Genomic DNA, 17049 nt, shown 5'->3' with positions numbered 1-17049 from the left:
AGGCTGCGGCTGGTAATCTGTATCTTTGCCACCATCCCCACGGAAGCGAGTTCGTCCATGCCGCTCGGCGCCAAGGCTGATTCCACTACGCCCTCCCCCGTTACGGGTGGCGGCAAGGAACAGCGCGTCACCAAACAGCGCCGGGCCGTCAGTGCGGCGCTGGATGAGCTCGACGACTTCGTCAGCACGCAGGAGCTGTACCGGATCCTGCAGAACCAGGGCGTCTCGGTTTCGCTCGCCACCGCCTACCGGATCCTTCAGTCCCTTGCCGACGAAGGGCTCGTGGACGTCCTGCGCAACGGCGAAGGCGAAGCCGTGTACCGGCGCTGCGCCGTCACCGGCCACCACCACCATCTGCTGTGCAGGAACTGCGGGAAAGCGGTGGAGGTCGAGGCCCCTGCTGTGGAAACCTGGGCGGCACGCACCGCCGCGGAACACGGCTACACGGAAGTCGCCCACACCGTGGAAATCTTCGGCCTGTGCCCCGACTGCACGGCCCTGAGGGCTGCGGGCAAGCTGTAGCAACCGGGCCCGGTGCGCTTACCGGGGCTGCAGGACCCGTCCGTTGATGCCCCTGCCGGCACGGACCGAGCCCACAACGCGGCACACCACGTAGATCAGGAATGAGAGCGTGGTGACGTAGGGGCTGATGGGGATCCGGCCGCCTAGGGCCAGCAGGATTCCGCCGACCGTTGCCGTCACGGCGAAGACCACGCTCAGCACCACCACTGCCACCGGCGAGGACGTAACCCGCAGGGCCGCTGCGGCCGGGGTGATGAGCAGGGCCAGCACCAGGAGTGCTCCCACTACCTGGATGGAGAGGGCAACGCTGATGCCCAGAAGGACCATAAAAACGATGGCCAGCGTCCGCACCGGAACGCCCCGGGCTTCGGCGAGTTCAGGGTCCACGCTGGCGAAGTTCAGCGGCCGCCAGATGGCAATCAGGGCCACCATCACCACCACCGCTGTCCCGGCGAGTGCCTGCAGCTGGACCGTGTCGACGGAAACAATCTGGCCGGTGAGCAGTCCGAATTTGTTGGCCGCACGGCCCTCGTACAGGGAGAGGAATAGGATCCCCAGCCCCAGGCCGAACGGCATGATGACACCGATGATCGAATTCTTGTCCCTTGCCCTGACGCCCATGAGGCCCAGCAACAGCGCCGCGGCGACGGACCCGATGAGGGACCCGAAGACGATGTCCGCACCGATCAGGAGCGCAAAGGCCGCGCCGGCAAAGGAGAGCTCGGAAATACCGTGAACGGCAAAAGCCAGGTCCCGCTTCATCACGAACGTGCCTACGAGGCCGCCGAGGAGGCCAAGGACGGCGCCTGCCCAGATGGAGTTCTGGACGAGGACCAGCAGCTCGCCATAGTTCTCGAAATTGAAGATGGCCCCAAGGATGCTGTCTGCGTCCATCAGGCTGCCTCCCCTGCCAGCGCATGGGTCTCTGCGTGGTGGTGGGTGGTGGCGTCAGGAAGCCCGACCACCACGATGCGGCCGTTGGCGTGAATGACCTCAACATGGCTGCCGTAGAGGTCGGACAGCACCTCCGTGGTCATGACTTCGTCGGGAGTTCCCACCTTGAAGCGGCCCCCCGCCAGGTAAAGTACCCGGTCCACGTAGTCGATGATCGGGTTGATTTCATGGGTCACGAACACCACTGCGCTGTTCCGCTCGTGGCATTGCTTGTTGATCAGTGCGCTGACGGCCTGCTGGTGGTGCAGGTCAAGGGACAGCAGCGGTTCGTCGCACAGCAGGACCTGGGGATCGGTGGCAAGGGCCTGGGCAACGCGGAGCCGCTGCTGCTCGCCGCCGGAGAGCTGTCCTACCGGAACCCTTGCGTAGTCCGTGGCACCCACCAGGTCAAGGAGTTCGTCGATCCTGCGGTTAGCCTTGGCCGATGACAGCCGCAGTCCCCACCGGTGGCCGTCGACGCCGAGTCCCACCAGGTCCCTTGCGCGCATCGGAGTATCGGGGGCAAACGACTTCTGCTGGGGGATGTAGCCGATCAGGCTGCTGCCGCGTTCAACAGGGCGGCCGCCAAGCGCAGCCCGGCCCTGGTGCAGGTCCTGTAATCCGAGCAGGACTTTCAGGAAGCTTGTTTTTCCGCTCCCGTTGGGACCAAGCACCGCGAAGAATTCGCCGGGCTTGATGTCCAGGTCCAGGTCCTCCCAGAGCGCCCGCTTACCGAACTTCAGGGACGCACCGGTGAGGCTGACGACAGGTTTCAACTATTTGCTCTCCAGAACTTTGCTGATGTTGTCCACATTGTCCGTCATCCACTGGAGGTACGTCTTGCCTTCGGGCAGCGTTTCATTGAAGTCCACCACCGGAACGCCGGCCGTTTCGGCCGCTTCCTTCAACGACTCCGTCTGCGGACCTTCGGTTTGCTCGTTGTAGGCCAGGAAACGTACTGACTTCGATGCCACCAGATCCGTTGCCGCCTTGAGCACGGCCGGGGGCACGTCGGAGTCTTCCTCGATCGCAGCAGTGTAGTCCTCGGGGGTGGCGTTCACCAGACCTGCGTCCTCCAGCAGGTACAGCGGAACGGGTTCCGTAACAGCCACCGTGGCGCCGGCGGCGCTGCCCTTCAGCGAGTCGAGCTTTCCATGCAGTTCTTCCAGCGTGGACGTGAAGGTGGCCGCATTGGTCTCGAACGTCTGTGCCGACGCGGGATCGAGCTCCGCGAGCTTGGCTGCGATGTCACCGGCGAGCTGCTCCATGGCGTGCAGGCTGTACCACACGTGTTCGTTGAGTTCGCCGTGGTCGTGGGCTTCCCCGCCTGCCGGTTCGGACTCCGTGGCGGTGGCTTCGGCTGAAGCTTCTGCCCCTTCCGGGTGCGCCAGGCCGGACAGGTCGACGGCGTTCAGCACCTTGCCGGCGTCGAGGTTGCTGTCCTCCGCCAGGGTGTGGATGAAGTCGTCGTACCCGCCGCCGTTTTCGATGACGAGGTCAGCCTTGGACACTGCAAGCCGGTCCTGGGCGGTCGCCTCGTAGGAATGCGGATCCTGGCTCGTCTTGTTGATGATGGCGGTGACGCTGACTTTGTCCCCGCCGATGGCCTTGGCGATATCCCCGTAAACGTTGGTGGACGCCACAACGTTGATTCCCTCGGCAGCGTCCGACGGCGGCTCGGCCTGGGGGCTGCAGGCAGTCAGCAGCAGGCCAAGCCCGGCGAGGGCGGCAACGGACGAACGGGCAGCGGCAGAACGACGCACGAAAAACCTCAGTTCACTGGGGACGGAAAACAACCAGTTCAGTTTATACCTAAATGGGAATCATTCCTATTTAGGTCCGGCAATGGAGAGGCGCCCTTCCCGGTCGGCCGGGAAGGGCACCAGCGTTATCCTCCGTTGGGTTGTCCCAGGCGCCGGATCCCCGTGGCTTGGGTGGCGTCCCGGATCTCGCCCACGAGCTGTTCGATGACGTCCTCCAGGAACAGCACTCCCTGCGTATTGCCGTCAGGACCGATGACCCGGGCAAGGTGCGAACCTGTGCGCTGCATGACATACATCGCCTTTTCGATTTCGTCATCCAGGGCAAGGTTCGCCAGCGACCGGATGCGGCTTTCGGCGATGGGAAGCCCGTACGCCTGCTCCGGGATGGACAGGACGTCCTTCACGTGCAGGTAACCGTAAAGCATGTCCTCATCATCAAGCATCGGGAACCGGGAGAAGCCGGTGCGGCTAACGGCCTTCTCAAACTCCACCGGAGTGGTGGCGGCCTTCAGCATGACCAGATTCCCGAGCGGCACCATGATGTCAGCGGCGGTGTGCTCCGAAAATTCCAGGGCACCGTTAATCAGCCCGGCGTCGTCGTCCACCAGGCCGTGGCGGGTGGACTCCTGGACGATGGACTGCACCTCCTCAAGGGTGAACGAGGAGTTCACCTCGTCCTTGGGCTCGATCCGCAGCAGCTTGAGGATGTGGTTTGCCGACCAGTTGAGGACGGAAATCACCGGGTGCACCAGCCGGGCGATGAACATGAGCGGCGGCGCCAGGAACAAGGCCGCCTTGTCCGCGACGGACACCGAGATGTTCTTCGGCACCATCTCGCCGAAGGTCACGTGCAGGAATGTCACCAGCATCAGTGCCACGGCGAAGGCTGCCACGTCGGCCACCTCCATGGGCAGTCCCACCATTTCCAGCGGGTAGGCCAGCAGGTGGTGGATGGCAGGTTCTGCCACCAACAGGATCAGCAGCGAACAGACTGTGATGCCGAGCTGTGCACACGCCAGCATGAGCGACACGTTTTCCATGGCCTTGAGGGTGGTTTGCGCGCGTTTGGAGCCGCTCTCCGCGAGGGGCTCGATCTGGCTGCGCCTCGCGGACATGACAGCGAATTCAGCTGCCACGAAGAAGGCATTTCCCAGGAGCAGGACGCCCAGCCAGAGGATTCCGGCCCAGTCGCTCATCGTTCAATCCTGTCGCTGGTGTCCATGGTCCCGGCTTCCGGACCGGCCGGCCGGAAGCAGATCCGGTCGATCCGGCGGCCGTCCATCCTGGTGACGCTGAGGGTTCCGCCGCCAACCGGCACGGTGTCCCCCACCGCGGCGATCCGGCCCAGCTTGCTCATGACGTAGCCGCCCACGGTTTCGTAGGCTGCTTCGTCGGGGACGGTCAGTCCCGGAATCTGTTCGGACAGTTCGTCCGGACGCAGCAGTCCGGGGAAGTACCAGTCGCCGGACGCGCTTTGCAGCAGACCCGGGCGGACCTTGTCGTGTTCATCAGCCACTTCACCGACGATCTCCTCCACCAGGTCCTCCAGGGTTGCGATGCCGGCGGTCCCGCCGTACTCGTCCAGGACGACGGCGAGCTGCAGGTTCCCTTCGCGGAGTTCGGCGAGCAGGGCGTCAAGGTGGATGGTCTCGGGGACCCGGAGCACCTCTGTCATGATGGCGCCGGCTTCCAGGTTTTGCCGGCGCTCGGACGGAACCGCCACGGCCTTCTTGACGTGGACCAGGCCGCGGATATCGTCCGCGGAGTCACCGATGACGGGGAACCGTGAGTACCCCGTCCTGCGTGCGGCAGCCACGATGTCAGAAACAGGCTGGTCCGCGTCGATCGTTTCCACCCGGATGCGGGGCGTCATAACGTCCGCTGCCGTCCTGGTGGAAAAGTTCAAGGTGCGCGCAATGAAGTTGGCCGTGCCGGCGTCGAGCGTTCCCATCGCCGCCGAGCGGCGGACCAGCGAAGCAAGCTCCGCCGGGGTGCGTGCCCCGGAGATCTCTTCCTTGGCCTCCAAGCCGAAAACGTTGAGCACTTTGTTGGAGAAGCCGTTGAGCACCACAATCGCCGGCTTGAAGATGGCAGTGAAGATCAGCTGGGGCCGCGCCAGGGCCTTACCTACGGGGAAGGACAAGGCGATGGCCATGTTCTTGGGAACCAGCTCGCCCAGGAGCATCGAGAGCAGGGTGGCAATCACCATTGCCAGGACCAGCGAGATGGACGCCACGGCCACGTCGGGAAGTCCGACGGCGGCCAGCGGGGCTTCGAGGAGCCGGCCCACCGAGGGCTCCATGACGTAGCCCGTGAGCAGGGTGGTGAGGGTAATGCCCAGCTGGCAGCTGGAGAGCTGCGTCGACAGGGACTTCAGGCAGGTGAGCAGGGCAACGGCGCCGGTGTCGCCGTCGTCCACCGCGCGCTGGACGGTGGGCTGGTCGAGGGCGATGAGGGAGAACTCAACGGCAACAAAGAAACCTGTACCGGCGATGAGCAGCAGACCTGCTGCAAGGAGTAGCCATTCCATTCAGCATCCCGCCTGGAGGGCGTCGAGCTGTGCACCGGCCTTACGCGGATTGCGGATGCTGGAATATCTGCCCGGCGGAGGATGGTCGGCAGGAACCGACGCTCTTTCCTTGCGGGCTGCGGCCGGCTTGGCCGCTGGTGGGTGATGGGCGCGTGTTCGGGGTTTGCCGGCTCTGCGGGTGGACTGTGCGGCGCTGTTCTTCGTGCTCCGCTGACAGCCCCCAGGCCGGCACCTAGATTTACTGTCCATAAGAATTTCAGTCTACAGGAGCAGGTGGCCTGTCCCGGCGGGCGAAGGACGGGCTGGAGCGGCGGATTCCCTTACCCACAAACCGCCCGTTGAGACGCGTCCGGCCGCCATATTCAGCCCTTGGCGCGTCACTTCATGATTTGGGTCACCCTTATTGGCAGTTAAGACGACATGCTCACTAGACTTGCAAACGTCTGGGTTCAGAGGACGCAGAGACTGGTTCGAACGTAGTGCTGAAGCACCGTGGGGCCGGAGAGAAATCAAACTCATGGAAGAGGCGTATTTCAAGTGCCAGAGCAGCCAAGCCACCGTCTACCAGAGGAATTTGGCGGAAACGAGTGGCTCGTTGACGAACTGTACGAGCAGTACCAGCAGGACAAGAACGCTGTGGATGCCAAGTGGTGGCCGCTGTTTGAATCGTTCGACTCGGGCAGCAGTTCTTCTTCCAACGGAAATTCGGGACAGGCCACGGCCAACCCTCCCACCCGGCAGATGCCCATCGTGAACGCGGCTCCTGCAGCACCGGCACCGTCGCCGGCCGCAGCTCCGGCCGCTCCCCCGGCTCCGCCGGCCGCTGCCGCACCCGCCCCGGCACCGGTGAAGAAGGCTCCCGCCACCGTAGCCCGCGACGGCGGCAAGAAGACCGAGGGCGCTACCGGATCCCAGCCGATCCCCGCGCAGCTGCCTAAGAATGTCAAGGCCCCCACCGCTCCCGAGGAAGACGTCGTCTCCGTCCTCCGCGGACCGGCCAAGGCGATTGCCACGAACATGGTCACCAGCCTCGAGGTGCCCACCGCCACCAGCGTCCGGGCCATTCCTGCCAAGCTGCTGATCGACAACCGTGTGGTCATCAACTCCAACCTCGCCCGGGCACGCGGCGGCAAGGTCTCCTTCACGCACCTCATCGGCTACGCCGTGATCCGTGCCCTGTCGCAGTTCCCCTCCATGAACGTGTACTACGACGAGGTGGACGGCAAGCCTTCGGCTGTCCAGCCCGCCCACGTCAACTTCGGCATCGCCATCGACATGCCCAAGCCCGACGGGACCCGCCTGCTGATGGTTCCGAACATCAAGAAGGCCGAAACCCTTAACTTTGCCGAGTTCTGGCACACCTACGAGGACCTCATCAAGCGTGCCCGCAACGGCAAGCTCACCGCAGAGGACCACCAGGGCACCACTGTTTCACTGACCAACCCGGGCGGCATCGGCACCGTCCACTCGGTACCCCGCCTCTCCAAGGGCCAGGCCGCCATCATCGGCGTCGGCGCCCTTGACTACCCCGCTGAATTCCAGGGCGCCAGCGAGAAGATCATCGCCCAGAATGCCATCAGCAAGGTCCTTACGCTCACGTCGACGTACGACCACCGCGTCATCCAGGGTGCCGGCAGCGGCGAGTTCCTGAAGCTCGTCCACCAGCTCCTGCTCGGGGCACAGAACTTCTACGACGAGATCTTCGAAGCCCTCCGGATCCCGTACGAGCCTGTCCGGTGGAGCGCCGACAAGCAGGTGGACCCGGCCGACGAAATCAACAAGGTGGCCCGGATCCAGCAGCTGATTCACTCCTACCGCGTCCGCGGACACCTGATGGCGGACACCGATCCCCTCGAATACGTTCAGCGCAAGCACCCTGACCTGGACGTCCTGACCTATGGGCTCACCCTGTGGGACCTGGACCGTGAATGGCCCACCGGTGGCTTCGGCGGCAAGCCGCAGCTGAAGTTCCGCGACATCCTGGGTGTCCTGCGTGACGCCTACTGCCGCACCACCGGCATCGAATACATGCACATCCAGGAGCCTGCCGAGCGCAAGTGGTTCCAGGACCAGCTGGAGCACCCGTACTCCAAGCCGAGCCGTGAAGAGCAGCTCCGGATCGTTTCCAAGCTGAACGCCGCGGAAGCCTTCGAAACGTTCCTGCAGACCAAGTTCGTGGGCCAGAAGCGCTTCTCCCTGGAGGGTGGCGAGTCCCTGATTCCGCTGCTTGACGCGATCATGTCCGACGCCGCCGACGACGGCCTCGACGAAGTCGCCATCGGCATGGCCCACCGTGGCCGCCTCAACGTGCTCACGAACATCGCCGGCAAGACCTACGCACAGGTGTTCCGCGAGTTCGAAGGCACCCAGGACCCCCGCTCCGTCCAGGGTTCCGGCGACGTCAAGTACCACCTGGGTACTGAGGGCACCTTCACGTCGGACAACGGCAAGGAAACCAAGGTCTACCTGGCCGCCAACCCCTCCCACCTGGAGGCCGTTGACCCCGTGCTCGAAGGCATCGTCCGTGCCAAGCAGGACCGCCTGGACCAGGGTGAATCGTTCCCCGTCCTGCCCATCGTGGTCCACGGCGACGCCGCCTTCGCAGGCCAGGGTGTTGTCGCTGAGACGCTCAACCTGTCCCAGCTGCGCGGCTACCGCACCGGTGGAACCATCCACATCGTGGTCAACAACCAGGTGGGCTTCACCACCGCCCCGTCCTCTTCGCGTTCCTCCACGTACTCCACGGATGTCGCCAAGATGATCCAGGCACCGGTCTTCCACGTGAACGGTGACGACCCCGAGGCTGTGGTCCGCATCGGCCAGCTCGCCTACGAGTTCCGCCAGCGTTTCCACAAGGACGTTGTCATCGACATGGTCTGCTACCGCCGCCGGGGCCACAACGAGGGCGACGACCCCTCGATGACCCAGCCGCTGATGTACAACCTCATCGAAGCCAAGCGCTCCGTCCGCAAGCTGTACACCGAATCCCTGATCGGACGCGGCGACATCACCGAGGAAGAAGCAGAGCAGCTGCTCCGCGACTACCAGGAGCGGCTGGAACGCGTCTTCGCCGAGACCCACGCAGCGCAGACGTCCCCGATCCCGATTGTCACCGCAGACTCCGCTGCAGTATCGGACATCGAGCGGCCCATCGCCCAGCAGTCCGACTCCAGCATCAGCGCCCCGGCCTCCACGGCCATCTCGGCGGAGACGCTGGCCCGGATCGGCAAGGCGCACGTGGAGATCCCCGAGGGCTTCACGGTCCACGCCAAGCTGAAGCAGCTGCTCGAGAAGCGTGAGCAGATGTCCCGTGAAGGCGGCATCGACTGGGGCTTCGGCGAGATCGCGGCCTTTGGCTCACTCATCATGGAAGGCGTTCCCGTACGCCTTGCCGGCCAGGACTCCCGCCGCGGTACCTTCGTGCAGCGCCATGCCGTGTTCCATGACCGCGCCAACGGCAAGGAATGGCTGCCGCTGGGCAACCTTTCCGATGACCAGGCCAAGCTGTGGATCTACGATTCGCTGCTGTCGGAATACGCGGCCATGGGCTTCGAATACGGCTACTCGGTGGAACGGCCGGACGCGCTGGTCCTCTGGGAAGCCCAGTTCGGTGACTTCGTCAACGGCGCCCAGACCATCATTGACGAGTTCATCTCGTCGGCCGAGCAGAAGTGGGGCCAGCGCTCCTCCCTGGTGCTGATGCTTCCGCACGGCTACGAAGGCCAGGGCCCGGACCACTCCTCCGCCAGGATCGAGCGCTTCCTGCAGCTGTGTGCTGAAGAGAACATGATCGTGGCGAACCCCACCACGGCTGCTTCGCACTTCCACCTCCTGCGCCGCCAGGCGTACAGCCGTCCGCGGAAGCCGCTGATCATCTTCACGCCGAAGCAGCTCCTCCGCCTGAAGGCCGCTGCATCATCGGTCGAGGACTTCACCACCGGCACGTTCCGCCCGGTCATCCCGGAGCATGAGCAGCTGGCGGCAGACGCCGTCGAACGCGTCCTGCTGGTCTCCGGCCGCCTGTACTACGATCTTCTGTCCACCCGGCAGAAGACCGGCGACAAGACCACCGCGATCGTCCGCGTGGAGCAGCTTTACCCGCTGCCGCACGCCGAGATTGCCGCGGAACTTGCCAAGTACCCGAACGCCGAGGTTGTCTGGGCCCAGGACGAGCCTGCCAACCAGGGACCGTGGCCGTTCATCGGCCTGAACCTGCCGGACGCCCTTGACCGCCGGGTGCGCCTGGTGTCGCGTCCTGCGTCAGCCTCTACGGCTGCCGGTTCCATGAAGCGGCACGCCGCGGAGCAGGATGTTCTGCTGAAGCAGGCATTTGCACGGAAGTAAGCAGTAAGGCTGCCCGGCCGGACGTCGAAATACCAGACTCCGGCCGGGCAGTTCTGTTTAATGGATGGACAGCGCCGCCCCGTTATCCCGCATCCGCGGCGCCACGGTGGCAGCGGCCAGTCAGGATCGAAGTAAAGAGGATCGTGTGGAAGACAGGAAGCTGCGTATTGCGGCTGTAGGAGATGAACTGCTCGCCGGACTGGGAGATCCCCGGGCGCTCGGCTGGCTGGGCCGCGTCCTTGCCCGCACTCCCCAGGACGGCATGCTGATGGAAAGTTATGCCCTCCCCTGTCCACAGGAAGGGACGGAGGGTCTGGCCGCGCGCTGGCTGGAAGAAGCGGGGCGGCGGTTCAGCCCGCAGGCGGAAAACCGCCTGGTGATCGGGCTATCCGGCCGGGACATCGAGTTCGGCCTGTCCACTGCACGGAGCCGGCTCAACCTGGCAAACATCCTGGACTCGGCCTCGCAGAACCGGATCGAGGTTTTCGTCGTGGGGCCGCCGCCCACTTTGGATCCGGCGCAGAACCGCCGGCTGGATGAATTGAACACCGCCTTCGCGGATGTCACCACCCGCCGAAAGCACCTGTACGTCGACACGTTCTCACCGCTCCTCAACCACGAGCAGTGGCGCCAGGACCTCGCGGCAAACGGTGGGACTCCCGGCCAGGCCGGGTACGGGCTCATGGCGTGGCTGGTGCTGCACCGCGGCTGGTTCCAGTGGCTCAAACTGGACGCACCGGCCTAAACCACTCGCGATATATCTTGACCACCCCTTCCGGCAGCGGTACCGTTGAAGCCTACACACGATATATCGCCTTTTGGAGGGGCCATGTCTGAGCAGAACTGGACTGTCACCAGCCCGCAAACCATCGACGTCGACGGCGTGACGTCGTTGAAGCTGGGCATGGTCCGCGGGCGGTTCGACGTCATGACCCACCAGGAACCCGTTGCCCGCATTGAAATCGCCGAGGTCCATGGAGACCCCGTGGCGGTTTCCATCAGCAACGGCAGGCTGGAAGTCCGGCACCAGCTTCACGGTGCCCAGGGCTGGTTCAAGAACCTCATGGGAGCGGTGAGCCACAACAGCGAGAACTCGGCCGTGATCAGCATCGCCGTTCCGGAGAACGTTGACGTCGAAGCCGGAATCGTCAGTGGCGACGGCCTGGTCTCCGGGGTTACCGGCAATACCCGGCTGAATACCGTCTCCGGCTCCGTCATGGCGAACGGCACAGGCGGTGAATTGCATGTCAACACCGTCAGCGGAGAGGTTGCTGCCCGGAACCACGCCGGCGTCCTGACCGCCAAGAGCGTTTCCGGGGAGGTGACGGCCTCCGGCCGCTTCACCCATGTCCGGGCAAACACCGTCAGCGGGCACCTGAGCTTCGACCTGCAGGACTTCACGCACGACTTTGGCTCCAACTCGGTTTCCGGCGACCTCACCGTCCGGCTGCCGCACAATGTAGGCGTGGACATCGTGGCCAAGTCTGCCAGCGGGGCCGTGGTCATCGACGACCAGCACTATGCGCAGGTGGGCGGAAAGGTGGAGACCATTGCAGGTCCTGACGGGCAGCTCATGCTGGTCCGGACGAACTCCGTCTCCGGCAAGACATCGATCTTCCACAGCCCCACACCCGGAAATGCGGAAGCGGCGAACTGATGCCGCCGGTATTCGCGCACGGTGCTTTGCGCCTGTACCTCCTGGCGCTGCTTGAATCAGGCCCCAAGCACGGCTATGAGCTCATCAAGGCCCTCAAGGACCGTTTTGGCGGCACCTACTCCCCCAGCGCCGGCACCATCTACCCCCGCCTCGGAAAGCTCGAGGAGGAGGGCCTGGTGGCCACGGAATCAGCCGGCCGGCGCACCAACTACCGCATCACCGCCGCGGGCCTGGCCGAACTGGACCGGCGGCGCGACGAGTTGGCCGGGGTGGAAAACGACATTTCAGCCTCGGTCCGCCGGCTGGCCGATGACCTGCGGGAGGACATCCGCAGCAACATGCGCGGCCTCCGTGCCGACCTGGCCGCAACGGCGGAAGCTGCCCGTGCCACTACGCTGGCGGCGGACTTCCGGCTTCCGGGCGGACGGGGCCCCGTGGTGGGCCAGCGGTCCCTTAAGGAAGCGGAAATGATGCTCCAGGAGTTTCGCGACGATGTCCGCACCGAACTCAGGCTGGCGGCCCGCACCCAGCCTCTGAGTCCTGTCACCCTGGAAACCATGAGGACGGTGCTGGAGCAGGCCCGCATCGCTATCCGGAACTCCCTGCACTCCTGAGCCCGGCGGCGTGGATGCGTCCGAGCGCAGGTCATGCGGCGGTTCCCGGTTCGCGGGCGGTCTGATGATGTGCGAGACTTGAGGGCAGCTCTTTTGAGTACCAACAGTAAGGAGGCCAGCTATGAGCAAGCGTGCACGCAAGCGTCGTGACCGTAAGCGTGGCGGCGCGAACCACGGGAAGCGCCCCAACACCTAGGCAAATGCCAGGGACTACGGTTCAAGCAAAGACCCCGGAAGCCATTCGGCTTCCGGGGTCTTTGCTGTCCAGTGGCAATTGCGGCGGCTGGATCCTGGCAGCGCCTGGACTTAGGCGTCCACCGGCTTGATGGCGTGGATGCGGTCCAGGATGGCGTTCTTCAGGTTTTCCGGAGCTGCTTCGGTGCAGGAGCGCTTGACCATGTTGCGGATGACGCATTCAAGGTCGTACTGCTCCGTGCATTCCGGACAGTCGTCAAGATGGTTCTTGATCTCCGTAATGTCCTCGCGGGTCAGCGCTCCGTCGAGGTACTCGTAGATGCGTTGCATCCGGGTGTCGTCGCAGTCGCCCAATCCCTGGCAGTCGCTCATTTCCTGTTCTCCTGTTGTGTGCTTGCAGCCGTGTCCTGTGAATCCGCGGCCGTTTTGAATCCCCGCTCGGCGGCGTACTCCGCGAGCATGTCCCGCAACATTTTCCGGCCGCGGTGGAGCCGGGACATCACGGTGCCGATAGGCGTGTTCATGATGTCTGAAATTTCCTTGTACGCGAACCCCTCGACATCAGCGAAGTAGACCGCAAGGCGGAATTCTTCCGGGATGTCCTGGAGCGCACGCTTGACGTCCGAATCCGGAAGGTGGTCCAGCGCCTCAGCCTCAGCAGAGCGGAGTCCACTGGAGGTGTGCGATTCTGCCCGCGCAAGCTGCCAGTCCTCGATGGTGTCCGAGTTGGACTGGAGGGGCTCACGCTGCCGCTTGCGGTAGAGGTTGATGTAGGTGTTCGTCAGGATGCGGTACAGCCATGCCTTCAGGTTGGTGCCCGGCTTGTACTGGTGGAACGCTGAGAACGCCTTGGTATAGGCCTCCTGGACAAGGTCTTCGGCATCCGACGGATTCCGGGCCATCCGCATCGCGGCGGAGTACAGCTGGTCAACGTACTGCATGGCGTCGCGCTCGAACCGCAGGCGGCGCTGTTCGGATGTTTCCGTGGAAACATCCACCACGTTTTCGGTGGTTTCAGCTCCGGGTTGTGGGGCCTCAGCCGCTTCGGACACGGACGCCGCATCCGCGGCGCCCTTCACTTCGTTGTTCGAAGCCTCATACATGGCCGACACGGCCGGATCAAGGGTGCTCATTGCCTTCAAGTCTACTGTCAGGCTGCGTGCACGCGGCGAGCCATACTCCGGAGGTTCCACCTCCAGGGAACTCATTGCCACGGGGCCTGCCGCTTCGATTCCGTCCAACACCCGCCTCAAGGCCCAGCTCCGCTCATTGTTTTCGCACTTTGACTCGTGACCCGACCTTCGCGGACCCGTTTGGCATAACCCCTGCCCTTGGGCAAATATTCCCCAAAAGTGCAAGACTAGGACGGACTCCGCCGTTCACGACGCGGTTCGTCCATCCAGGAGGAAATCCATGTCCTTTGTCCGCACGCTCGCCCGGCCCATGCTGGCTTCCAGTTTCGTTCTTGCCGGCGTGGATAAGCTCAAGAACGCTGACGATACGGCGCAGCAGCTCTCCCCCCTGCTCCGCAGGGCCGCGGCATCTCTGCCGTTCCAGGCTGACGAGAAGATGCTTGCCCGGGTCATCGGCGGAACGCAGGTGGGCGCAGGCGTCCTGTTTGGGCTGGGCAAGTTCTCCAGGCTTTCGGCCACCCTGCTGACGGTCATTTCCCTGCTCAACACCTTCGTCGAATGGCGCAGCGCGGACATCAGCAGCAAGGAAGGCCGCGAGACGCGCCGCAACCAGCTGCTGAAGAACCTGTCCCTGAGCGGCGGCGCCCTGCTTGCCTCCGTGGACACCGCAGGCAAGCCGGGGCTGGCCTGGCGCGCCGAGCACCTGGCCGCCGATGCCCGGAAGGGCGCCTCGCACTTTGCTGCGGATGCCAGGAAGACCACGAACAAGAAGCTGTCCAAAGCGGACAAGGCCGTGCGCCGCGCCGTGGAACAGGCCACGGGGGCATAAGCACGAATGACCGCTGCAGCCGCCACCCGGGACGACTCCGGAGCTCCTGTCCCCCATTGGCCCGCACCTTTCGCCTCGCGGCCCGTTGATGCCACCGTCACGGTTCCCGGTTCGAAATCCCTGACCAACAGGTACCTCGTCCTCGCGGCGCTGGCCGATGGTCCGTCCCGCCTGCGGGCTCCCCTGCACTCCCGCGACTCGGCCCTGATGATCGAGGCCCTCCGCCAGCTCGGTGCCCGCATCACGGAAGTGCCCGGTGACGGCGCCTTTGGGCCGGACCTCGAGGTGGTTCCGCTGGGACAGGACACGGCTGCGCCCCTCACCAGGATCGACTGCGGCCTCGCGGGCACGGTAATGCGGTTCGTCCCGCCGCTCGCGGCCCTCCGCAACGGGGACAGCGTGTTTGACGGCGATCCGCACGCCCGCAAGCGGCCTATGGGAACCATCATCGAAGCGCTCAAGGCCCTGGGGGTGGGCGTATCCGCGGAAGGCGGCGGCGCCCCGGCGTCTCTGCCGTTCGTGGTGGAAGGCACCGGAGAAGTCCGCGGCGGTCACCTGGTCATCGACGCGAGCGCTTCCTCCCAGTTTGTCTCCGCGCTTCTGCTGGTGGGGGCGCGGTTCACCGAGGGCCTCCACCTGGAGCACGTCGGCAAGCCGGTGCCCAGCCTGGACCACATCAACATGACGGTCGCCGTCCTCCGTGGCGCCGGCGTGTCCGTTGATGATTCAGTCCCCAACCACTGGGTTGTCTCACCGGGGCCCATCCGCGCTTTTGACCAGCGGATTGAGCAGGACCTTTCGAATGCCGGGCCGTTCCTCGCGGCAGCACTGGCTTCGGGCGGAACGGTCCGGATCCCGGGCTGGCCTGAGCAGACGCAGCAGGTGGGTGACCTCTGGCGCAGCATCCTGGCCGAAATGGGCGCCGAGGTGACGCTGTCGGACGGCGTCCTGACGGTCACCGGCGGTCCGGAGATCAAGGGCGCCGACTTTGCTGATACCAGCGAGCTGGCGCCCACCGTGGCGGCACTGTGCGCCCTGGCCACCGGCCCCTCCCGGCTCAGCGGCATTGCCCACCTGCGCGGCCACGAGACGGACCGCCTGGCCGCGCTGGTGACAGAGATCAACCGCCTTGGCGGTGATGCCGAGGAGACCAGCGACGGCCTGGTCATCCGCCCCGCACGGCTGCACGCCGGCGTCGTACACAGCTATGCGGACCACCGCATGGCTACCGCCGGCGCCATCCTGGGCCTGGCTGTCGACGGTATCCAGGTGGAGGATATCGCCACCACGGCGAAGACCATGCCTGATTTCCCGCGGCTGTGGGCGGACATGCTTGCCCAGGGCGGCGCATCCGAAAAGGAGGCCGACGCCGGGGCGGAAGGTTCCAGCGGTGGCGCGGCGAACTGACTCGTGGGACGAATCGGATGTCCGGATCCGGCCCAGCAAGAAAGGCTCCCGGCCCCGCACGAAGGACCGGCCCAGCCATGATGACGCCGTCACGGGCCGCATCATCACCGTGGACCGGGGCCGCTACACCGCCGTGGTGGGCGAAGATTCCGGCAACGAACGCACGGTGATTGCCGCGCGGGCCCGCGAGCTGCGGCGCTCCCCCGTGGTGGCCGGTGACTTCGTTTCACTGGTGGGGGACGTCTCCGGCGAATCCGATACCCTGGCCCGGCTGGTGAAAATCCAGGACCGGAAGACCCTCCTGCGGCGCAGCGCCGATGACACCGACCCTGTGGAGCGGGCCGTGGTGGCAAACGCAGACCAGCTGGTGATCGTGGTGGCGGCAGCCAATCCCGAGCCGCGCACCGGCTTCATCGACCGGGCGCTGGTGGCAGCATACGACGCCGGCATCGAGCCGATCCTGCTCGTCACCAAGGCCGACGTCAAGGACCCGGCGGAGCTGCTGTCCAACTACACGCACCTGGACTTCCCGGTGATCATCAGCCGCACCGCCGATATGAAGGCGTCCGGCATCGATGCGCGGTCCGACGACGGGCTGTCCGCCCGGCTGGACAGCGCAGCGGTCGCCGAACTCAGGGCCCACCTCGACGGGAAGGTCACGGTCATGCTGGGGCACTCCGGCGTCGGGAAGTCGACCATGGTCAACGCGCTTACGGGTGCGGAAAGGGCCACCGGCGGAGTGAATGCGGTGACCGGACGGGGCCGGCACACATCGTCGTCGGCCCTGGCTCTGCGGCTTGCGGGCGCCCCTCCCGGCAGCTGGATCATCGACACCCCGGGCATCCGGTCCTTCGGACTGGCGCACGTGGATCCGGACCGGATCCTGCGGTCCTTCCCGGACCTTTCGCCGGGTATCGATGACTGTGAACGCGGCTGCAAGCACACTGCCACGGCCGTGGACTGCGGCCTGGACGCCTGGGTGGCCGGAGGCCATGCGGGTCCCACCGGTGAAGCCCGGCTTGCGTCCCTGCGGAGGCTCCTCGGAGCGGATCCCCGCATGGAAGCGCAGGAGACCAAGGAGCTCGGCAGCGTCAACTGACAACGCCGATCTCCCAGCAGAAC

The 17049-nt window shown here is 65.0% G+C and carries 15 protein-coding genes; 8 read left to right on the top strand and 7 right to left on the bottom strand.

The genetic code is table 11. The annotated features are described in order from the left end of the window. Positions 1-57: 57 nt before the first annotated feature. The gene (locus B5520_RS13815) at positions 58-522 is read left to right on the top strand and encodes a Fur family transcriptional regulator (RefSeq protein ID WP_079597646.1); all 465 of its coding nucleotides are present in this window, start codon (positions 58-60) and stop codon (positions 520-522) included. Positions 523-540: 18 nt separating this feature from the next. On the opposite strand, the gene B5520_RS13810 is transcribed toward B5520_RS13815, so the two are convergent. The 5 genes from B5520_RS13810 to B5520_RS13790 form a co-directional block, all read right to left on the bottom strand. Next, positions 541-1416 carry a metal ABC transporter permease gene (locus B5520_RS13810; RefSeq protein WP_079597645.1) on the bottom strand — a complete coding sequence of 292 codons (876 nt, stop codon included), beginning with the start codon at positions 1414-1416 and terminating at the stop codon, positions 541-543. Further along, the gene (locus B5520_RS13805) at positions 1416-2231 is read right to left on the bottom strand and encodes a metal ABC transporter ATP-binding protein (RefSeq protein ID WP_079597644.1); all 816 of its coding nucleotides are present in this window, start codon (positions 2229-2231) and stop codon (positions 1416-1418) included. Before B5520_RS13805 ends, B5520_RS13810 begins: the two co-directional genes overlap by 1 nt. After that, entirely contained in the window at positions 2232-3218 is a 987-nt protein-coding gene (locus tag B5520_RS13800) for a metal ABC transporter solute-binding protein, Zn/Mn family (protein WP_079597751.1), read from the bottom strand. A gap of 125 nt (positions 3219-3343) precedes the next feature. Continuing rightward, on the bottom strand, positions 3344-4414 hold the full coding sequence (locus B5520_RS13795) for a hemolysin family protein (RefSeq protein WP_079597643.1): 1071 nt from the start codon (positions 4412-4414) through the stop codon (positions 3344-3346). After that, positions 4411-5748 (bottom strand): hemolysin family protein, encoded by a 1338-nt coding sequence (locus B5520_RS13790; RefSeq protein ID WP_079597642.1) that lies wholly within the window; start codon positions 5746-5748, stop codon positions 4411-4413. The genes B5520_RS13795 and B5520_RS13790 overlap by 4 nt, the downstream gene beginning before the upstream one ends. 537 nt (positions 5749-6285) lie before the next feature. On the opposite strand from B5520_RS13790, the gene B5520_RS13785 reads away from it, so the two are divergent. The 4 genes from B5520_RS13785 to B5520_RS13770 all read left to right on the top strand — a co-directional run bounded on the left by B5520_RS13785 (position 6286) and on the right by B5520_RS13770 (position 12363). After that, the gene (locus tag B5520_RS13785; protein WP_079597641.1) at positions 6286-10092 is read left to right on the top strand and encodes a multifunctional oxoglutarate decarboxylase/oxoglutarate dehydrogenase thiamine pyrophosphate-binding subunit/dihydrolipoyllysine-residue succinyltransferase subunit; all 3807 of its coding nucleotides are present in this window, start codon (positions 6286-6288) and stop codon (positions 10090-10092) included. Between the two features lie 145 nt (positions 10093-10237). Continuing rightward, positions 10238-10837, top strand: coding sequence for a GDSL-type esterase/lipase family protein (locus B5520_RS13780; protein WP_176156864.1), 600 nt, complete (start codon positions 10238-10240; stop codon positions 10835-10837). Positions 10838-10921: 84 nt separating this feature from the next. Further along, positions 10922-11749 carry a DUF4097 family beta strand repeat-containing protein gene (locus B5520_RS13775; RefSeq protein ID WP_079597639.1) on the top strand — a complete coding sequence of 276 codons (828 nt, stop codon included), beginning with the start codon at positions 10922-10924 and terminating at the stop codon, positions 11747-11749. Next, positions 11749-12363: a PadR family transcriptional regulator gene (locus tag B5520_RS13770; RefSeq protein ID WP_079597638.1), complete on the top strand. Its 615-nt coding sequence runs from the start codon at positions 11749-11751 to the stop codon at positions 12361-12363. The genes B5520_RS13775 and B5520_RS13770 overlap by 1 nt, the downstream gene beginning before the upstream one ends. A 306-nt stretch (positions 12364-12669) precedes the next feature. Here B5520_RS13770 and rsrA read toward each other — a convergent pair whose 3' ends face one another. After that, positions 12670-12930, bottom strand: a complete 261-nt coding sequence (rsrA, locus tag B5520_RS13765) for a mycothiol system anti-sigma-R factor (protein WP_079597637.1) — start codon at positions 12928-12930, stop codon at positions 12670-12672. After that, positions 12927-13691 carry a sigma-70 family RNA polymerase sigma factor gene (locus B5520_RS13760; RefSeq protein WP_254865576.1) on the bottom strand — a complete coding sequence of 255 codons (765 nt, stop codon included), beginning with the start codon at positions 13689-13691 and terminating at the stop codon, positions 12927-12929. The genes rsrA and B5520_RS13760 overlap by 4 nt, the downstream gene beginning before the upstream one ends. Positions 13692-13971: 280 nt before the next feature. On the opposite strand from B5520_RS13760, the gene B5520_RS13755 reads away from it, so the two are divergent. From B5520_RS13755 to B5520_RS13745, 3 genes are read left to right on the top strand one after another with little or no spacing between them, the layout of a single operon-like run. Then, entirely contained in the window at positions 13972-14520 is a 549-nt protein-coding gene (locus B5520_RS13755) for a DoxX family protein (RefSeq protein ID WP_079597636.1), read from the top strand. A 6-nt stretch (positions 14521-14526) separates the two neighbouring features. Then, entirely contained in the window at positions 14527-15927 is a 1401-nt protein-coding gene (aroA, locus tag B5520_RS13750; protein WP_079597635.1) for a 3-phosphoshikimate 1-carboxyvinyltransferase, read from the top strand. Further along, positions 15911-17026 (top strand): ribosome small subunit-dependent GTPase A, encoded by a 1116-nt coding sequence (locus tag B5520_RS13745; protein ID WP_079597634.1) that lies wholly within the window; start codon positions 15911-15913, stop codon positions 17024-17026. The genes aroA and B5520_RS13745 overlap by 17 nt, the downstream gene beginning before the upstream one ends. Positions 17027-17049 lie beyond the last annotated feature (23 nt).

The sequence above is a fragment of the Arthrobacter sp. P2b genome, assembly GCF_900168295.1.
GTDB lineage: Bacteria > Actinomycetota > Actinomycetes > Actinomycetales > Micrococcaceae > Arthrobacter.
The sequence above is the reverse complement of the archived record's forward strand: the minus strand, read 5'-3'. Positions and strand labels throughout refer to the sequence as shown.